14 protein-coding genes are annotated in these 17,626 nt (G+C 43.0%); 5 read left to right on the forward strand and 9 right to left on the reverse strand.

Features of this window, described 5'->3' with window-relative positions; all coding sequences use genetic code 11:
• Positions 1-137: 137 nt before the first annotated feature.
• From AB8613_RS22595 to AB8613_RS22605, 3 genes are all read left to right on the forward strand, one after another.
• On the forward strand, positions 138-1,391 hold the full coding sequence (locus tag AB8613_RS22595) for an outer membrane protein transport protein (RefSeq protein ID WP_372385082.1): 1,254 nt from the start codon (positions 138-140) through the stop codon (positions 1,389-1,391).
• 18 nt (positions 1,392-1,409) lie between these two features.
• Positions 1,410-3,914, forward strand: a complete 2,505-nt coding sequence (locus tag AB8613_RS22600; RefSeq protein ID WP_372385083.1) for a VolA/Pla-1 family phospholipase — start codon at positions 1,410-1,412, stop codon at positions 3,912-3,914.
• Positions 3,915-4,145: 231 nt separating this feature from the next.
• Positions 4,146-4,703 (forward strand): PhnA domain-containing protein, encoded by a 558-nt coding sequence (locus AB8613_RS22605; protein WP_017060062.1) that lies wholly within the window; start codon positions 4,146-4,148, stop codon positions 4,701-4,703.
• Positions 4,704-4,780: 77 nt separating this feature from the next.
• On the opposite strand, the gene AB8613_RS22610 is transcribed toward AB8613_RS22605, so the two are convergent.
• The 4 genes from AB8613_RS22610 to AB8613_RS22625 form a co-directional block, all read right to left on the reverse strand.
• Positions 4,781-6,070, reverse strand: a complete 1,290-nt coding sequence (locus tag AB8613_RS22610; RefSeq protein ID WP_146491605.1) for a DEAD/DEAH box helicase — start codon at positions 6,068-6,070, stop codon at positions 4,781-4,783.
• Positions 6,071-6,408: 338 nt separating this feature from the next.
• Positions 6,409-6,597, reverse strand: a complete 189-nt coding sequence (locus tag AB8613_RS22615; RefSeq protein WP_017059812.1) for a hypothetical protein — start codon at positions 6,595-6,597, stop codon at positions 6,409-6,411.
• Between the two features lie 313 nt (positions 6,598-6,910).
• Entirely contained in the window at positions 6,911-7,912 is a 1,002-nt protein-coding gene (locus AB8613_RS22620) for a TerC/Alx family metal homeostasis membrane protein (RefSeq protein ID WP_048612514.1), read from the reverse strand.
• Positions 7,913-8,473: 561 nt separating this feature from the next.
• Positions 8,474-10,213 (reverse strand): bifunctional UDP-sugar hydrolase/5'-nucleotidase, encoded by a 1,740-nt coding sequence (locus AB8613_RS22625; protein ID WP_372385084.1) that lies wholly within the window; start codon positions 10,211-10,213, stop codon positions 8,474-8,476.
• 238 nt (positions 10,214-10,451) lie between these two features.
• Here AB8613_RS22625 and AB8613_RS22630 point away from each other — a divergent pair, with 238 nt between their 5' ends.
• Positions 10,452-12,203, forward strand: coding sequence for an ATP-dependent endonuclease (locus AB8613_RS22630; protein WP_372385085.1), 1,752 nt, complete (start codon positions 10,452-10,454; stop codon positions 12,201-12,203).
• A 188-nt stretch (positions 12,204-12,391) separates the two neighbouring features.
• Here AB8613_RS22630 and AB8613_RS22635 read toward each other — a convergent pair whose 3' ends face one another.
• A complete protein-coding gene (locus AB8613_RS22635; protein WP_017059817.1) occupies positions 12,392-12,886 on the reverse strand; it encodes a DUF1097 domain-containing protein in 495 nt (164 codons plus the stop codon).
• Between the two features lie 204 nt (positions 12,887-13,090).
• Positions 13,091-13,996, reverse strand: coding sequence for a LysR substrate-binding domain-containing protein (locus AB8613_RS22640; RefSeq protein WP_010429535.1), 906 nt, complete (start codon positions 13,994-13,996; stop codon positions 13,091-13,093).
• A 272-nt stretch (positions 13,997-14,268) separates the two neighbouring features.
• Here AB8613_RS22640 and focA point away from each other — a divergent pair, with 272 nt between their 5' ends.
• Entirely contained in the window at positions 14,269-15,720 is a 1,452-nt protein-coding gene (gene focA, locus AB8613_RS22645) for a formate transporter FocA (protein ID WP_285954511.1), read from the forward strand.
• A 380-nt stretch (positions 15,721-16,100) separates the two neighbouring features.
• On the opposite strand, the gene AB8613_RS22650 is transcribed toward focA, so the two are convergent.
• The 3 genes from AB8613_RS22650 to AB8613_RS22660 form a co-directional block, all read right to left on the reverse strand.
• Positions 16,101-16,670, reverse strand: coding sequence for a YceI family protein (locus AB8613_RS22650; RefSeq protein WP_128164231.1), 570 nt, complete (start codon positions 16,668-16,670; stop codon positions 16,101-16,103).
• Complete coding sequence (locus tag AB8613_RS22655; RefSeq protein WP_048660207.1) at positions 16,667-17,206, reverse strand: cytochrome b; 540 nt, start codon at positions 17,204-17,206, stop codon at positions 16,667-16,669. Before AB8613_RS22655 ends, AB8613_RS22650 begins: the two co-directional genes overlap by 4 nt.
• A gap of 153 nt (positions 17,207-17,359) precedes the next feature.
• Positions 17,360-17,605 carry a DUF2164 domain-containing protein gene (locus AB8613_RS22660; protein ID WP_017059821.1) on the reverse strand — a complete coding sequence of 82 codons (246 nt, stop codon included), beginning with the start codon at positions 17,603-17,605 and terminating at the stop codon, positions 17,360-17,362.
• Between the last annotated feature and the right edge of the window lie 21 nt (positions 17,606-17,626).

Raw genomic sequence — 17,626 nt, forward strand, 5'->3', positions numbered from 1 at the left:
CAAAATAACAACTATTTCTTTGACTTTATATAAAACATGAATTTAACATGCTGTTTACATTAGAGCTTCAACACCAACAATGCTCAGTGTGTTTTCAAACGATAATAATGAAATTCGATGCCCTAGGAGGGTCAAGGATGAAAACAATACAACGCTCTCTCGTTTCTCTTTCTGTGCTATTTGCATGCAATTCACTTGCGGCTGGTTTCCAAGTTGCTGAGCATTCTGCCTCAGGTCTTGGTCGCTCGTTCTCAGGTGAAGGTGCAGTAGCTGACAACGCGAGTGTACTAGCGAGAAACCCCGCCGCAATGACCCTATTTGATACAGCCCAATTTTCAGGCGCGGTTTCTATCGTTGATCCCGAGGTTAACGTTACCCAAACAAAAATTAATGACAGTGATTTCAATCAAAAGTCTTCAGATGTCGCTCCACTTCAAGTCGTGCCAGCGGCTTATTACATCAGCCCAATCAATGATAATTGGGCTTGGGGTATTGGAATGTTCACGACTTATGGCGTTGCTACAGATTACCCAGATGACATCTATGCCGGTGATCTAGCTGGTGATACATCTCTAGTGTCAGTTAACTTAAACCCCAATATTGCTTACAGAATCAATGATAGTTTTAGCGTTGGTGCAGGAGTCAACTTCGTTTATGCAGAAGCTGAGCTTACAAGGCATAAAGGTAGTCTTACTGCCGGTGGTTCACCTAGCGATAAACTCATTTCTATGACGGGAGAAACTTTCGCTTTTGGCTGGAATGTCGGTGCCTTGTATGAACTGAACCAGCACAACCGTTTTGGTTTTGGTTACCGGTCATCTGTAGAGCTAGATTTCGATGACGGTGAGTTCACAGATTACACGGGCTTGAAGATGGCGAATGGCGCACCAGGAAAAACAACCGGTCGTTTAGAAATCGAACTTCCTGATATTTTCGAACTATCTGCTTTCCACCAACTAAATGATGCTTGGGCTATACACTATGGTTGGCAGTTAACTAAGTGGAGTAAGTTTGAGGAGTTAAAAGCGACGAGCCCTGATTGTAAAAACAATGAATGTTTTTTAAAGACGGAACATTACGAAGACAACCAGAGATGGTCTGTCGGTGCAACCTATATGGTTAACTCAAATTGGACGTTACGTGCAGGTTTGGCTTATGACGAACAAGCTGGTGAAGCCACACTAAGTATCCCTGATAGTGACCGTATGTGGTACTCAGCTGGCCTAACGTATTCTGTGTCAGAAAATATGACTTTGGATGCAGCATTTGCACTTGTACACAGTGAAAGTGGTTCATTTACAGAAACTGATGCTTTAGGCCAAAAGCTAACTTTTGACGCCGAGGGTGTCGCTTACCTTTCGGCAGTTCAGCTTAACTACACCTTCAACTAACGGTACGGGATTATACATATGAACAACAAATTTTCTTTATCTCTCGTATGCTCAGCAATACTACTTGCTGGTTGCGGGGACAACAGTGAAAGCTCTGGTGACTCAACAGCTGCTCCTTATTCCGATGCAATCAATCAATCACTGGCTAGAAGCTCTAAAATTAGGTTTACGCTTTTAGGTAGTGAAGCGGACGTACCTCTTCCCTCTTTCTTTTTGTTCGATACCAATGATCACACATTGAATATTCCGCTAGATGCAAATTCTACTGGTCTACTGAATGATCCAAAAGTAGCAATGGGAGAAGCTGATGGTTGGAGTACTATCATGCCATTCACTATCAATGTGAACCTTCCAAGTGATAGAACGTTGAAGAATGATGTCGTAATGATGGGAACGACACCGTTTAGCGCACACTTAAATGATGGTGTAAAAGTAGCTAAGGTAGATGTGGACCTCAGCACAGGTGTCATGTCTAACTTTACCGCACTAACGGCTGGTGTTGACTACTTAGTGGTCTCTAGTGACTTCAAAACCATAAATATTTTGCCGCTTAAAGGGTTAGATCCTAGCTCTGATTATATATACGCATTAACCGACTCAATTGTTGATAGCGCAGATGAGCCTCTTGGTACTTCTAGTTCTTATGCCGCGTTAAAAACGACAGATATTGATCAAGCAGGTTCACTCGATTTGCCACAAAAAATTATCCATCAAGTAGAAGCATTGTTTGCTGGCTATGGTGAAGTGTCAAATTCAGACGAGATCATCTATTCATCTTGGTTTACGACTGCTTCTGCGGGCAACGTTATGAACGGTGCTAAAGCTGCAATTGCACAAACCGTGAACCCGAGTGTTGCGCCGTCTGATATATGGAAAAATCTTGCGAATCCAAATAGCATCCCAGCAGCTGAACTCGATACATTGTACAAATTCACAGTTGATGGAACGAAACAGGATTTTGCAACAGCCGTACAAGGTGACGCCATATTTAAAGGTGCTTTTGGTGAAGGTGCTGCTACACAATTAGCTACGGGTTACACCAATAACTTTTCAACACCAGCAGCTGCATCTATCCAAGTGTATAGAGGAACTGTTGAGCTACCATACTTCTTGTCTGATTCATTAACAGACGATGAGTGGAAAAAAACACCTTGGCGCAGTGCGATGCCTAGTGTGTTAACTATCCTAAATGTACTTAGCTCAGGAAGTGATGCTGACAAAACAGCCATCGCTACACAGCTGGCAGGTATAGGGATTACTGAACCTGCAACTCAACTATATCAAGCTGAGTACCAGCAATTACTCATTGGAGAAAAGTTAACTCTTGCGAGTGGAGAGCAATTGGATAACTCTAGAGTTATGACTAAATACAGCGCAGTTCCGCAAATTCGCTCAGTAAAGTCAGTGCCATTCATTATGTTTGTTCCTGAAGGTGCGGCAATCGACAGCAGTTTGCCAATATTACAGTACCAACATGGCATCACTAACATCAAAGAGAGTGCTTATGCCTTCGCTATGCAGCATATTGGTGGCGCTCTCACTGGATCTACCCCATACAAACCATACGCAATTATCGCCATTGACCAACCGCTTCATGGTCAACGAGCGCTAAGTGCGGATGTCGTGACGACACCAACGACACCGACCGTTTATATGAATCTTGAGTATTTACCAGTTGCGCGAGATAACATACGTCAGAGTGCAATTGATGGGCTTGGAGTTCGCTTTGCTTTAAATTTAGCTACAGATACTGCATTTAGTAACCTAGATAAAACCAATGTATCTCTATTTGGGCATTCTATTGGGGCTATTACAGGAATCAGCTCTTACACCATTGGTAACACGCAATTAGATACTAATATCGATTCTTTGTTTAGCTACACAAGTGCAACACTTGCTAATCCAGGTGGTGGCATTGCACCTTTCTTGCTTAATTCAGGCTCGTTCTCTCCTGAGATCAAGCATACAGTCAGTCTTTCTAGTGTAACTGAATATCAAGCCCACTATACAAGCAACTGTGTGCCAGCAAGTAAGCCAGGTGGCGATTGCTTTAATGAATACTACACTGCCTTGAGTAGTGCTAGTGCTTCGGCCTCAGACAAAGTAGTCAAAGCGACGATTGACTCAACACTGACTTCGTTCACCTATGCTGCTCAGACAGTCCTGGATAATGTCGATCCCTACAATATTGCGTCCACAACATCAGGACCGGTACTGGGTATTCAAGCTGATGGTGACGAAACGATACCAAACGCTGTTGCTGAGATCCCAACAGCAGGAACCGAACCACTATTTAAAAAGTTATCCTTGGTTAACACTGCACTGAACTCTTCTGGAAACAGACTGGCTTCGTACTTTGACAAATCCGCTTCAGAGTCTGAACACTCTACGGTAATTTCTCAGCAAAATGCTGGCGATGCAGCAGCTAACGCAGAAATGACCTCGCAAATTGTACAATTTACGTTATCGCAGGGTACTGGCATTGCAAGCGTAACCGCTAGCTTGTTAGATGCGAGTAAGTAATAATCAGTAGTCAGTACTTAACCTCATCAAATGCCAGCCTAATCGCTGGCATTTTTGTATCTGTCGTTCGAACACGTCCCCTAGTTAACCGTTTGCATAAACCTTTAAAACACAAATGGTTGATCTCAGCTAAAATTAATCAAGACAGAATACCGTACGACCTCTTTCTTTATTGCAAATAAAGTGGATAATAGCCCCGTAAATTTAATACCTAATAAATGTGAGTCCATTATGTCTTCTGAAGCTACTATGCTAGAACGCTGCCAATCTAAATGTGAACTATGTGGTTCTGATTCTTCTCTTACTGCATACGCAGTGCCGCCACACAGCCACGTAACAGTGGATCACGGCATCATGGTATGTGACAAATGTCTTGGTGAGATTGACGATCCTAAAGATATCAACCACTGGCGTTGTCTGACTGACAGCATGTGGAGCCAGGAAGCGCCAGTTCAAGTAACTGCATGGCGTCAACTAACTCGTCTGAACACAGAAAGCTGGGCTCAAGACGCGCTAGACATGATGTACCTTGAAGAAGAAACGTCAGTTTGGGCACAAATTGGTATGTCTGCTGATGACAAGCCTCTTGACGTGAACGGCGTTGAACTGAAGAAAGGTGACGACGTAACAGTAATTAAAGATCTGCCAATCAAAGGTACTAACCAAGTGATTAAGCAAGGTACTGTTATCCGTGGTATCAGCGTTGGTGATGATCCTAAGCTTGTTTCTGGTAAAACAAACGGTGGTCAATCAATGTACGTAATCGCTGAGTTCTGCCGTAAGAAGTAATTTCTTTTTACTGTTTGAATTAAGAAAGGCGCTCAATTGAGCGCCTTTCTTGTATCTACTATCTAACTGTTTTCAATTTAGTTATTTCTTAACCAAACATCTTGATTGGTTTGTGCTTTTTTCTTTTTCTTCTTTTTACCTGTGCCAGCCGGTGGCGCAACAGGTTTTAGTGCTGCGATAAGTTCAGCCGTCGCTTCTTCATCCACTTCAAAGCCTTCAATTTGCTCACGCTCAAGACGAATCTTGTTCTTCTTCTCGATGATTTTGAAGTGGTGGTAATCTTCGTGATCGATCAAAGATAGCGCAAGACCAACCTCGCCCGCACGACCACTTCGGCCGATACGGTGCATGTAGTCTGACGGGCTACGCGGTAAGTCAAAGTTGATTACTACTGGCAGCTTCTCAATATCCAGACCACGTGCCGCAATGTCTGTCGCGATAAGAACGTCAATCTCGCCAGATTTGAAATCTTCAAGGATACGAGTACGTGAACCTTGCCCTTTATCACCGTGGAATACTTCAGCGATGATGCCGCGCTTGTAAAGCTTGTCTGCTAAGTGCTCACAGCTGTTCTTAGCATTTACGAAGATAAGAGCTTGGCGCCATTCGTGTTGTTGAATTAGGTGTGCGAGTAACGCTGTCTTGCGACCTTTTTCTACTTCAAATACACGTTGAACCAGTGTGCTCGCATTGGCACTTTGAAGTTGAACTTCAATGGGATCGCTTAGTAGTTCGTGAGTAAGCGTTTGAACTTGCTCTGGGAAAGTCGCAGAGAACAATAATGTTTGTTTCTTGCTCGGCAATAGCTTCAAGATTGCATCAAGTTCTTCGGTAAAACCTAGGCTTAGCATTCGGTCAGCTTCATCAAGCACTAACGTTTTTACTTTGTCTAGCTTGATTGCGTTGCTTGAAATGAGATCAAGCAGACGACCTGGCGTTGCTACCAAAATATCAGTGCCGCCACGTAGCGCCTGCATCTGAGTGTTTACCGATACACCACCAAACACACAAACCGTTTTAATCGCGCCGTTGAAATGTACAGCGTAAGATTTAACGCTGTCAGCCACTTGCTTAGCAAGTTCACGAGTGGGAACCAAGATAAGGCCAGAAACAAAGTTACCTTTGCCTGAACGACGGTCCAGAGGTGCATCTTCATGAATCTTTTGTAACAGTGGAAGTGCAAATGCTGCGGTTTTACCTGAACCGGTATTTGCGCCTGCAATTAAATCGCGTCCTGCTAACACACTTGGAATAACTTGCGCTTGGATAGGCGTTGGCTGTTGGTATTCAAGCTCAGATAAACGAGCCATCAAAGGTGAGATTAAGCCAAGATCAGAGAAGTTGGTTGATGTTGTGGTGTTAGTCATTAATTGCAGGAACTCAAAGCTAAAATAATAGCGCGCTATATTAACGTATTTCAGCAGTATTACGTAACTAAATCGCCCTTTCGCTTCTATTTCTCCGATTAATACCCTTCAGAAACCAAGTTATCGATGCTAGAGCGTCACTACTCACTGTATCCACCTCGTCTGCATACATTCTTAGCTTTATCATTGCCGCATTCGACGTGTGACAGACCGTTATGCCTAAGCTTTTTTTCAGGTGCTTAATTTGCGAAGAGATAGAATTTATTTCAGATACAAAAACGCCAGCTTGGGAAGCTGGCGTTTTCTTAAAATTCTATATTTACATATTAACGCTGAGATTAACGGTTAATGCCGATATCGCGTTGCATGTGACCAGATAAGTCGCTTGCGTAGTAACTACGTGGAGAGTTGTCTACGAAAAGAATATCGAAAATGTGTGCAATCAATCCTTTGAAGTTAACCGAGTAGGTCTTCTTATCCATAGAGTTAGGAACAGCGATAGTATTCATTTGTACTGCTTGAGCCATGATTGCCTCTCTATAAATTTGTTAATGTGTTTCGTTCTGATGACAAGAATAATAGGTGATCTTTTGTAGGTTAAAAAATGACTAAAATTAGACTTTGGGATTAGTTTTTCTAATAAAACAAACCATTAACAATGCCAAGAAATAGATATGCATATCAAGTGACTACAAATTCAATATGGTGTTTAAATCATGCATTTAGTACAAATACCCCGCAAACAACAGTGGCCAATGTCACAGAAAATTTACATAAATAAATTTTTCACTTCATCAGCCACGTATTCATTATCGACTTTTCGATAAGTTATATTTGTTTTTAATTTACTTGTTCAATACCTGGCTTCTTCGCATAAACCGACGCTATAACCGCAATCGTCATAGTCGAGATCAGTACAGCGAGCGACCAATAAGTTGGGATAGCCCACTCACTGTCAACCAATAGCATTTTCACACCGATGAACACCATGATGAATGCCAGTGCTGGTTTCAAGTAGATGAACTTATCCATCATACCTTGTAGTACAAAATACAACGAACGAAGGCCAAGTAACGCAAATACATTTGCCGCTAATACCAAGAACGGTTCTTGTGTTACCGCAAAGATCGCAGGGATAGAGTCCAATGCAAACATCACGTCCATAACTGCAATCGCACCGATGACCAACATCATTGGAGTGAACGCCCATTTAGCACCCTGTTTAACCATTAATGCAGGGCCATGGAAATCCTCTGTTACCGGCATCACTTTACGAAGTAACTTTTCAGGCAGTGTATTCACACTCTCCTCTTCGCCCTTGTCTAATGCCAGTTTAATACCAGTACCAATCAAGAACGCAGCGAACACGTAAAGTACCCAGTGGTATTCCGCCAATAGCTGTGCGCCTAATGCGATCATAATTGCACGAAGCACAAGTGCACCAATTACACCCCAAAGAAGCGCACGTGGTCTCAGATGCTCAGGAACTTGGTATTGAGCAAAGATCATCGCAAAAACAAACAAGTTGTCTACGCTAAGGGATTTTTCTAACAAGTAACCTGTAATGAATGACACGGTTGCTTTTTGCGCTGTGTAATCACTATTCGGCGCATAAATGTCCCAAAATAGGTAAATAGAGCCAGCAAACAAAAACGCAAGTACAAACCAGAAAACACTCCAGATTGCCGCTTTTTTGATAGTAACGTTGCCGCCACGAGTCTGATAGATATCAATAGAGACGAGAATAACGGTCAGCAGGAAAAAGCCCGCATAAGTCGTCATGATTGGCGATGAAAAAAAGGATTCACTATTTGTAGATAATAGAGATTGAGTTGAGTTCATTATTCCTCCGGGCGGAAGAACTGTACAAAGACCTTCCGCAAACAAAGCATATCAAGCTCCATTACGGATCTTGACTGTGATTGCGTTGGTCTCGTTGAAGTGAAATATGGGATTTCACCTTTACATACCGGATAGACTCTTGGCCTAACGAGATGACGATATGTAAACTTGCGCTAACTACTCCCCAAACGCGTGGATAATAATCCTCTGATTCTGTTTCGTCTATATAAATTTGCACAGAAAAAGCAAAAAAGGAGCAACCTGCTCCTTTTTTATTTCTTCCACTTACGCTTGGTATAGCGTTTATTGATAATGGGAATACTGCGACTGTTCAAAGCTGATCTTATCCAGCACGTAGGACCATTACAAACCTGTAGTTGGCACCAAATACACTAACGCTGACCAAACTGATACCCAACCGACAACCGCTACCGCATCTAACCAATCTTTCTTATCCATGCATATCTCCACAAGAAGGCGACCTGCAGAGGTGAAGCATAAACAATGCCAATTTTATAAATAACCCCAGTTAATAGCATTTAACATCAGTATTAGCTTCGCTTATCTAAAACATTCCATACAATTCAACGGTTCAATGTGTTGAAGAGACTCTGGGTGGTCTTGCAGAAACTCAATGAAGCAGTCTGCCATAGAGTCAGTGGTTACCGTGCCATCGCCTATCATATCCAACACGGCGTTATAGCCCTCTTTCCCTTTCATTGTGTAGGCAGACGACGCGCCACGGTAAATACGCTTGCGAGAAACAGTCTGCCAACCCGATTCATCAGAGTGGATTTCTAGATGGTGAATCCTGTGCCCTAAAGGCGCTTCTTTGTGGTAACAAAACCTCAGATTGTACGTATAAGGGAAACTGCCAGACCCCGTCCCCACGACGCCATTATCAATCGCGTTATTGATTGCACCTTCAAGCATGCCAGCGATCGTTTCACCTTTTACTTCATACACACCAATGGGTACGGCAAACGGTAGTAGTTTTCCGGCAATATCGGCAACAGAGACATCGCCGCTATTCAGTGAATTTCTTACACCGCCAGAGTTATGGATCGCAAAGTCTACCTGATGGCCTTTCTTATTCATTAAGTAATGGAATGACTGAGCAACCAAGGGCGCAAGTTGGCTCGGGCCTTTCTCGTCCGGGATACGTACATGGCGAAGTTTTGTATCTGCATGAGCAATAATTTGTTGCTGAAGCTTTCGAACTCGCGGCTGGTATTTATCCGTAAGAATACTCTGCAGTTCAGGATCTTTTTTACACACTGCAATATTGGGGTGATTGTTCAAAAACTCACACGCCATATCATGTGCGTCGTCTTGCCCTACTTCACTCAATTTCGCGTCTATAAAGAGTCGACGACCTAATAACAGTTCGTTCTTACCATTAAAGTGCGTCACTTTGCCTTGAGCATCGAATTCAATTTCACAGTGGCCTAGACTCATTGCGTGGAAACCCGCTTGCACAACATAGGTGTCACCAATTTTTACACCGTAGTCATCGTCTTTCACTAAGCCGATATCCGAGAAATCACCTTGTAAACGGTGACTGTGGCCACCAACAATCACACCGATACCTTTCACATTCGCAGCTAGCTCTAAGTCGGCTTCATAACCAAGATGACTAAGTAACACAATCTTGTTGATACCTGCTTGATGGATTTGCTCAATGGTCGCTTTTGCTGTTTCCAAAGCATTTTCAAACGGTGTATCGATATCTGGGTTAGCGATGCCTGCCATCTTGTCGATGCTTAAACCGAATATTGCGACCTTCTCGCCATCAAACTCTTTCGTTATAAAAGAAGCACTTCGTGTTTCAGGCAGATAAGGCTTAACAATTTCGTTGTCCGCTAACGTATGAGTTTTATTGATATCCTCATTCGATAGATTCCAGTTACCAGCTAACAGTGGGAATTTGATTCTTTTCGCGAAAATCGCAACGGGTTCATTACCCATGTCTAACTCGTGATTGCCGAGTGTCATGGCATCTATATTAAGGGCGTTCAACAAATCGGCGTTGGCTTTTCCCTTGAATAAAGAAAAGTACAAAGTGCCTTGGAAGCAGTCGCCAGCGTGTAGGAACAAGGTTCCAACCTTCTGGCGCTGGGCATCTTGTTCTATTTGTTTAAAGCGTGTTGAAATTCGAGCAAAGCCACCAGCACTGACATAAGGTTCAATGATGTGATTGTTCATTTTAAGTGATAGCTGTAACGAGGTTGGTTCAAAGTATGAGTGGGTGTCGTTGATGTGTGCCAACACTATTTTTGTCGGCTTATTCTTTTTAGTCATATTTTCTTCTCTCTTTGTCCCTTCATACTAGGTCGAGAATCATGACAGAATCGTGAATTTTATGAAACTGCACTGCAAAAAAATACTCGAGATAGATCAAAAATCTCATTTTGCACCGTATTAATAAACAACGGGTTTTGTGACAGGTGAGCATACCGGATTGGTATTTTTCGATTATGATTAAAGATATCTGTTAGCTTTCAAACAATTAGCAGAGCCTTCCGTTAGGAGTAAGCCTATGCAACTAGAAAGAATCGAGATTTCTGGCTTTCGAGGTATCAAGCGCATGTCACTCGCGTTTGACGAGCTAACCACGCTTATTGGTGAAAATACTTGGGGTAAGTCTTCATTATTGGATGCCCTTTCCGTCGTACTGCCTTCAGACGGTGTACCATATCACTTTGAAATGACCGATTTTCATGTCGATTACTCTGTGTCACATCCACAGTCTCAACACCTTCAAATTGTTCTCGCATTAAAAGCTAACGACAAGAGCGAACTTAACGCAGGTCGTTATCGCAAACTCAAACCTATCTGGGTTCAAGATGAGTTTGGCGCATTTCGCATCTATTACCGAATAAGCGCGACGTTAGAGCAGTACGAAACGACCACACACTATGCATTTTTAGGTTTGGATGGTAATCCGCTTAAGCTTCATCATTCGGAAAAGCTCGCTCAAGAATTAATGACCTTACACCCCGTCATCCGTTTGCGTGATGCGAGGCACTTTGATCGTCCTTTCAACGGCAAGTCTCTTAATCATAATGCTCACCTCCCAACTAACAGTCAGGCTAGTAATACGAATGGAAATGGAAACGGCAGTAATCATACAAGCAATGGTAATGGGGCGAACGGAAATGGTACCAATGGTAATGGGCGCCAAGCAAGAATAGAAAAACGAATCGACAATACCTGTCGTCGCTTAATGGCGATACCAGGCCATGTCAATAAAGGTGAAATGCGCAGTAGCTTAGAGTCGATGCAAAGCCTAATCGAGCACTACTTTTCTTTCAAAAGTACTTCTCGTCGTAATCCTAGAAAACAAAGGGATGGCCTACTCTACTCAGCTGGTGCGAACGACAAGAGCATTCATCAACTTGTTGAAGAGACAAAAAATAAACAAACCCGCTTATTATTCATGGGGTTACTTAACGCCTACCTGCAAGCTAAAGGGCCAAACGACTTACGACGATGTGCTCGTCCTCTTCTGATCCTTGAAGATCCCGAAGGTCGATTACATCCAACCCATTTAGCAAGGGCGTGGAGTTTGATGCAAAAGCTACCCATGCAGAAAATCCTTACAACTAATAGCGGCGATTTACTTGCAGCAGTGCCATTCCAATCAATTCGTCGCTTGGTACGTCAATCTGACAAAACCATCGCCAATCAGCTCAACATGAATCACTTCAGTAAAGATGAACTTAGACGAATTGGGTTTCATATTCGTTTCCACCGTTCCGGTGCCCTGTTTGCTCGCTGTTGGTTATTAGTTGAAGGTGAAACCGAAGTTTGGTTATTCAATGAACTCGCCAACCAATGTGGTTACAACCTTGCAGCAGAAGGTGTGCAAATTATAGAGTTCGCTCAATCGGGACTTAAAGCTCTAATCAAAGTAGCTCAAGAGTTCGGGATTGATTGGCACGTGGTTACCGACGGAGATGCGGCAGGTAAGAAATACGCCGCAACAGTATTATCTAAGTTAGGAAAAGACCAAGCAAGACATCGCCTCACTGAACTACCAGATAGAGACATCGAGCATTACTTGTACATGAATGGTTTTGAAAACTTTTTCCGGGATATGGTTAAGATCCCTTATGACCATCCTATCCCTCCCAAAAAAGTGGTCGCGAAGGTATTAAAGAAACACGCGAAACCCGACCTTGCATTAGCTATCGTTTCTCATTGTGAGGACCAAGGACAAGAATGCATTCCGTTATTATTGAGGTGGACGTTAAAACGCGTGATCACCATGGCGAACGGGAATACCTAAGCATAATTTGTTTTATAGATGCTATCAGTTGCTCTACTGATGAAATCTTTAGTTTATTGCCTTAACCAAAACCTCAACAAAAAAAGGCACACCAAATGGTGTGCCTGTATAAATCGATATACAAATTAATTGGGGATTATCTTGCAAGAGTTCACAGTGACTAAACCATAGCTTTCTTAACGTATTTATTAAGCCTTTGCCTGTTTAGCGTGTTGTTCAACAACTTCCGAAGATTGAGTCGATTTCTCGTGAAGCCATAGCCCTGTTGCTTTCATCAAGTATCCAAACACACCACCAAGCAGTAAAGATGGTACTACAAGTTGCCAATCGCCACCTGCAGCAAACGTCGCACAGCAACCAATGAAGGTTCCTGGGATATAACCTAGCCACGCTTGTTTCGCTTGAATACACATAAAGAAAGCCACAATAGCAGTAATCATGTAGCCTAAAATCTCTAACCCTGCGAAGGTTGAGCTTTCGATAATCACCATTGCCCAGAATACGCCTGTCATGTTGGTCAATAAGCTTCCTGCTAGTCCTTTAACGCCGCCTGTTGGCGAAGCAAAGTAGCTGGTGCAGCCTAGGAAACCTGCCCATGACAATAAGCCGAAAGAGATAGCTATCCATCCCCAAAGACCTGACAAAATACCTGTTGTTAATGAAATCGCGACTAATGTACTCATACTATTTCTAAAGCCTAATTACGTCATTGAACGCAACCGGATTTAGCCTCACTTAAAATCAAGTAAGCATACTATGGTAAGAACGCCTTCATTTAGACGATCACGATCACATTAATAATGTACGCGAATGTGCATTTATCACCAGATAGAGACCGGAAACGCTTATTCAACATATTTAGTTATTAGTGTTTTATCAAATCTACCTTACAGAACCGACCGTTTGCCTTTCATCATTCGCTTACCTTCTCGCTTAATACATTCAGCAAGTGGGTTTTCTGCCATGTCGGCACGCCAAATGAATGAAAGCGTACGCTCCATTTCAAGCTCAGGAACATTCAAAGTCACAAGCTGCCCTGATTCAACAAACTGCTCGACATCGAGATAAGGTAAACACGTTAAATATGGGCCGTTTGCTACCAAACTTCTTAAAACAGGAACGTGTTCATACTCTCGCCAAACATCGAGATCACCAATTAAATGGTGAATAGAGCTATCAAAAACTTTGCGAGTACCCGAGCCGTGTTCGCGCAATACCCACTTCGCTTGCTCTAACTGTGCCAAACTCACTCGTTCACGCTTCGCAAACGGGTGATGAGCCGAAGCAACCACCGTTAAATGGTCAGTACACCACACTTCTTGGTGAACTCGATTGTCATCACAACGACCTTCGATAACACCCAGATCATATTGATAATCTAATACACCATCAATGACAGCATCGGTACTTTGTACACCGAGCGAGATTCGCATCTCAGGAAAGTCGTTATCAATAATACTGATGAGATCCGGAACGAGGTGTTCCGCTGGCGTTTGGCTAGCACCTAATTTGAGTTCACCACTCAACAAATGCTGCTCATAGAAACCCATCTCAATTTGCTGTGCGTCTTGCAGTAAACGCTTCGCTTTTGGTCTTAACCACATGCCCCAATGAGTTAGGGCCATTTGCTTGCCCTGCCTTTCAAACAAAGGCCTGCCGAGCATTTTTTCCAACTGTGCAAGAGACATACTTGTCGCCGACTGAGTCAACGCCAATTTGTCTGCTGCCTGACTGACACTCCCGGAGTCTGCTACTGCATCAAATACCGCGAGTTGCTTTAATGAATAACGCAAAATTCATCCTTAATGCTTTTAATTATTTGTGTCCTGATGCTCGTTTATTATTAAGCCGATGAGCAATCAATTTCATTCTACGCGTAACAAAATCTATATCAATAAATTTGATGTGGTTTCTAAAAATTATCAATTTTACCTCTACCCCTCAACACCCTAATCTGGAATGGCAGGACACAACGAGCCCTGCAAAACACGATTGATTATTCATTACGGATTAACCAAGTCATTAACACTAGGAATTACACATGACGGATTGTTCAAGGGGGGATATGGCAACCAGCACTTCTGAAAATCATCAACTGTTCTCACCAACAGAAATGATGGCGGAAGCCGAGAAGTTTGCATTAAGCAAAGCAAATAAAACCAGCAGCATGACATTGAGTTTGGCAATCATGGCTGGCGCATTCATCGGGCTTGCTTTTTTATTCTACATCACGGTAACCACAGGTAGCGCTGATGCTGGATGGGGATTGAGTCGTTTAGCCGGCGGTCTTGCATTCAGCATGGGGTTAATCCTGATTGTAATTTGCGGTGGCGAGCTGTTTACCAGTTCAGTGTTATCAAGCATCTCATGGGCTAACAAGCAAATAACCTTCACTAAGATGCTGTCTATCTGGGGCAAGGTTTACGTCGGTAACTTTATCGGTGCCATGTTCCTTTTGGCTTTGGTAAGCGCAGCAGGCTTATATCAATTAGATGGTGGCCAATGGGGCTTAAACGCTCTTAACATTGCACAGCACAAGCTACACCACAGCCCTGTTCAAGCTTTTGCTTTGGGTGTGCTTTGTAACTTGCTGGTGTGTTTAGCCATTTGGTTAACGTTCAGCTCCGCTAACGCAATGACCAAAGCAATGATGACCGTGTTACCCGTTGCAATGTTCGTAAGCTCAGGCTTTGAACACTGTGTGGCGAATATGTTCATGGTTCCGCTAGGCATCACAATTCAAGCATTCGCACCGGAAAGCTTCTGGATGCAAATCGGCGCAACACCAGCGCAGTACGCAGACCTAAACATCATGCAATTTGTCACCGCAAACTTAATACCAGTGACAATCGGCAACATCGTAGGTGGTTCAGTATTGGTCGGCTTAGCCAACTGGAGTATCTACCGTCGCCCACAACTTAAAGCAGCAAAAATTACTGCAATTACACAAACAACAGAAATTACGTCAGTTAAGGAAATCACTATGAACACAGCAACGACTATCAAGCAAATCATGAACACTCAACCAATTACACTAAGCGTAGAAATGCCTACATCAGTGGCAATTGATTCACTTTTAGACGCTCAACTTGTTAGCGCTCCTGTTTGCGATGTTGAAGGTCGTCTGGTTGGTATCTTCTCTGTTCACGACGTAATGGTCGACCTTTGGTGCCAAGACTACATCCCAACTAAAGGCCAGAAAGTCGTAGACCTAATGAGCCGTGACGTGGTGGCAATCGATGCAAACGACAAGCTGGTTGATGTAGCTGAGTTCCTATGTATCGACAAAGAGCAACTGTACCCTACTACCAGCATGGGCTTCGCAACTCGCTTGACTTCTCTTTCTCTAGAAGAGCGTGCAAAAGCGATGAAAGTGAGCCAGCCACATATGCTTCCAGTATTGGAAAACGGTGTGATGGTGGGTGTTCTTACTCGTACTGAGGTGATGCAAGCACTTCGCCCAATCTACGGTGACCGCCTAAACGTAGTACCAAAAGCGGAACTAGAAACGGCTTAACTGGTCAAGGGGTTAACTTGCAGTGGTTTAATCTACAGTGGATTAACTTGCAATGGTTTAACTAGGAAGCGTGTAGCTAACGACTGTTTTACTAGGAAGTGGTTAGCTAACTAGAACAAGGTTGAACAATTAGGGATTAGTTGTTCTCCTCGAAAATCAGTCATGGCAACGTTGACTGGCTAAAAGTAAATGGTGGCTTAAAGCGCAACTAAAGGTTTGACACAAAACAGATCTAAACGCGTTACCATTTACCGTAATAAAAAGGCGCAAAGTGAATACTTTGCGCCTTTCTCTTTTTCTAACTGTTGCTTTCTAGGTATCGATTCAACTTTTGGTGCTACATAAAAGATTGATACCTGCAGCAATCATCAATAGCTAGATTACTTCTTTACACCTTCAACGTGTAGATCCATGTCTACGTAGCTTGAAGCGCCCATTACTGGAATGTTGAAGTCAGCAAGTTCTAGACGAGTTGTACCAACGAAACCAGCACGCTCACCGCCCCATGGGTCTTGACCAGCGCCGATGAATTCAGCTTCGATAACGATAGGCTTAGTTACGCCGTGAAGTTTAAGGTCACCCATTACTTCAAGTTTGCCATCGCCTTTATCAACCACTTTCGTGCTGTTAAAAGTAGCGTCTGAGAATTTACCTGCATCAATGAAGTCAGAGCTACGGATGTGCTTGTCACGCTCAGCATGGTTAGAGTCTAGACTCGTTGTATCAACAACAACGTTTACTTTTGATGCTTCAACGTTGTTTGCGTCATACGAGAAATCACCAGAGAATGTGTTAAAACGACCTTGGATAAAGCTGTAACCTAGGTGGCTAACTTTAAAGTTAACTGAAGCATGCGCACCTTTTGTATCAATCACGTAATCAGCGGCGTTCGCAGCGAAAGGCATTGCCATAGCAAATGCTAATCCTGTAGCGATAATTGACTTTTTCATTTTGAAGCTCCTATCATTTTTCGTAGCGTATCGTCTTTGTCGATAACGTGGTGTTTTATCGCCGCTAAGGCGTGCACTGATGCCATAATGATCAGTACCCATGCAGCATAGTAGTGAACCGTACCTGCGAGATCAGATTGGTTTGCAAACAGTTCGCCCATACTTGGTACAGTGAACCAATTGAATACCTCGATCCCGCGGCCATCTGATGTTGAAATCAAATAACCTGAAATAAATAAAACCGCTAAGTTGATGTACATGAAGCCGTGAGCGATCTTCGCTGCTGCAACTTCATAGCTTTTCCCTTCCACCTTAGGTGACGCGGTAACTAGTTTCCAAAGCAAGCGAATAACGGTAACGGCAGCCAAAAGAATGCCTACCGAACGGTGATAATCTGGTGCTGTTTTATACCACTCGCTGTAATATGAAAGATCAACCATCCACAGGCCTACACCAAATAAGCCAAAAATCGCGAGTGCTGAGATCCAATGCATCGCTCTTGCTAAAGGGTTGTAATTTCTAACGTTGTTGTCCATGCATCTCTTCCGAATGTTAACGAGTAGTGTAGTTTTGAAAAGCGTACCCTACACCAAGTTTGTGTAACATATTATTTACCAAGCTTTACATTGGTAACATCATTTCAAATTAAACGAGTTATTCAAATTATTTGAACAAGTTTGGGCTAAGCGTTAGATTTCAACGATTTGTTCGATCTCGTAAAGCTCATCTGAGATATCTAACATTTTACGCTCCATCACTTTTTGAGCGTCTTCTATCCCTTTGTTGTAATAAACCGCCCCAAACTTTTTACTTATGAAGTCGACCAAGAATTCTGTGTCGAACTGGCCAAGCTCCACATCGAGTTCATCTTGCAGGTATTTTTGTAGAGTATGGGTGAGCTCAGACTTTTGCTTCGAATCTAGTTGAATTGTCATGAATGTTTCCAAGTAAAGAGT

The sequence above is a fragment of the Vibrio sp. BS-M-Sm-2 genome (genome assembly GCF_041504345.1).
Classification (GTDB): Bacteria; Pseudomonadota; Gammaproteobacteria; order Enterobacterales; family Vibrionaceae; genus Vibrio; species Vibrio satsumensis.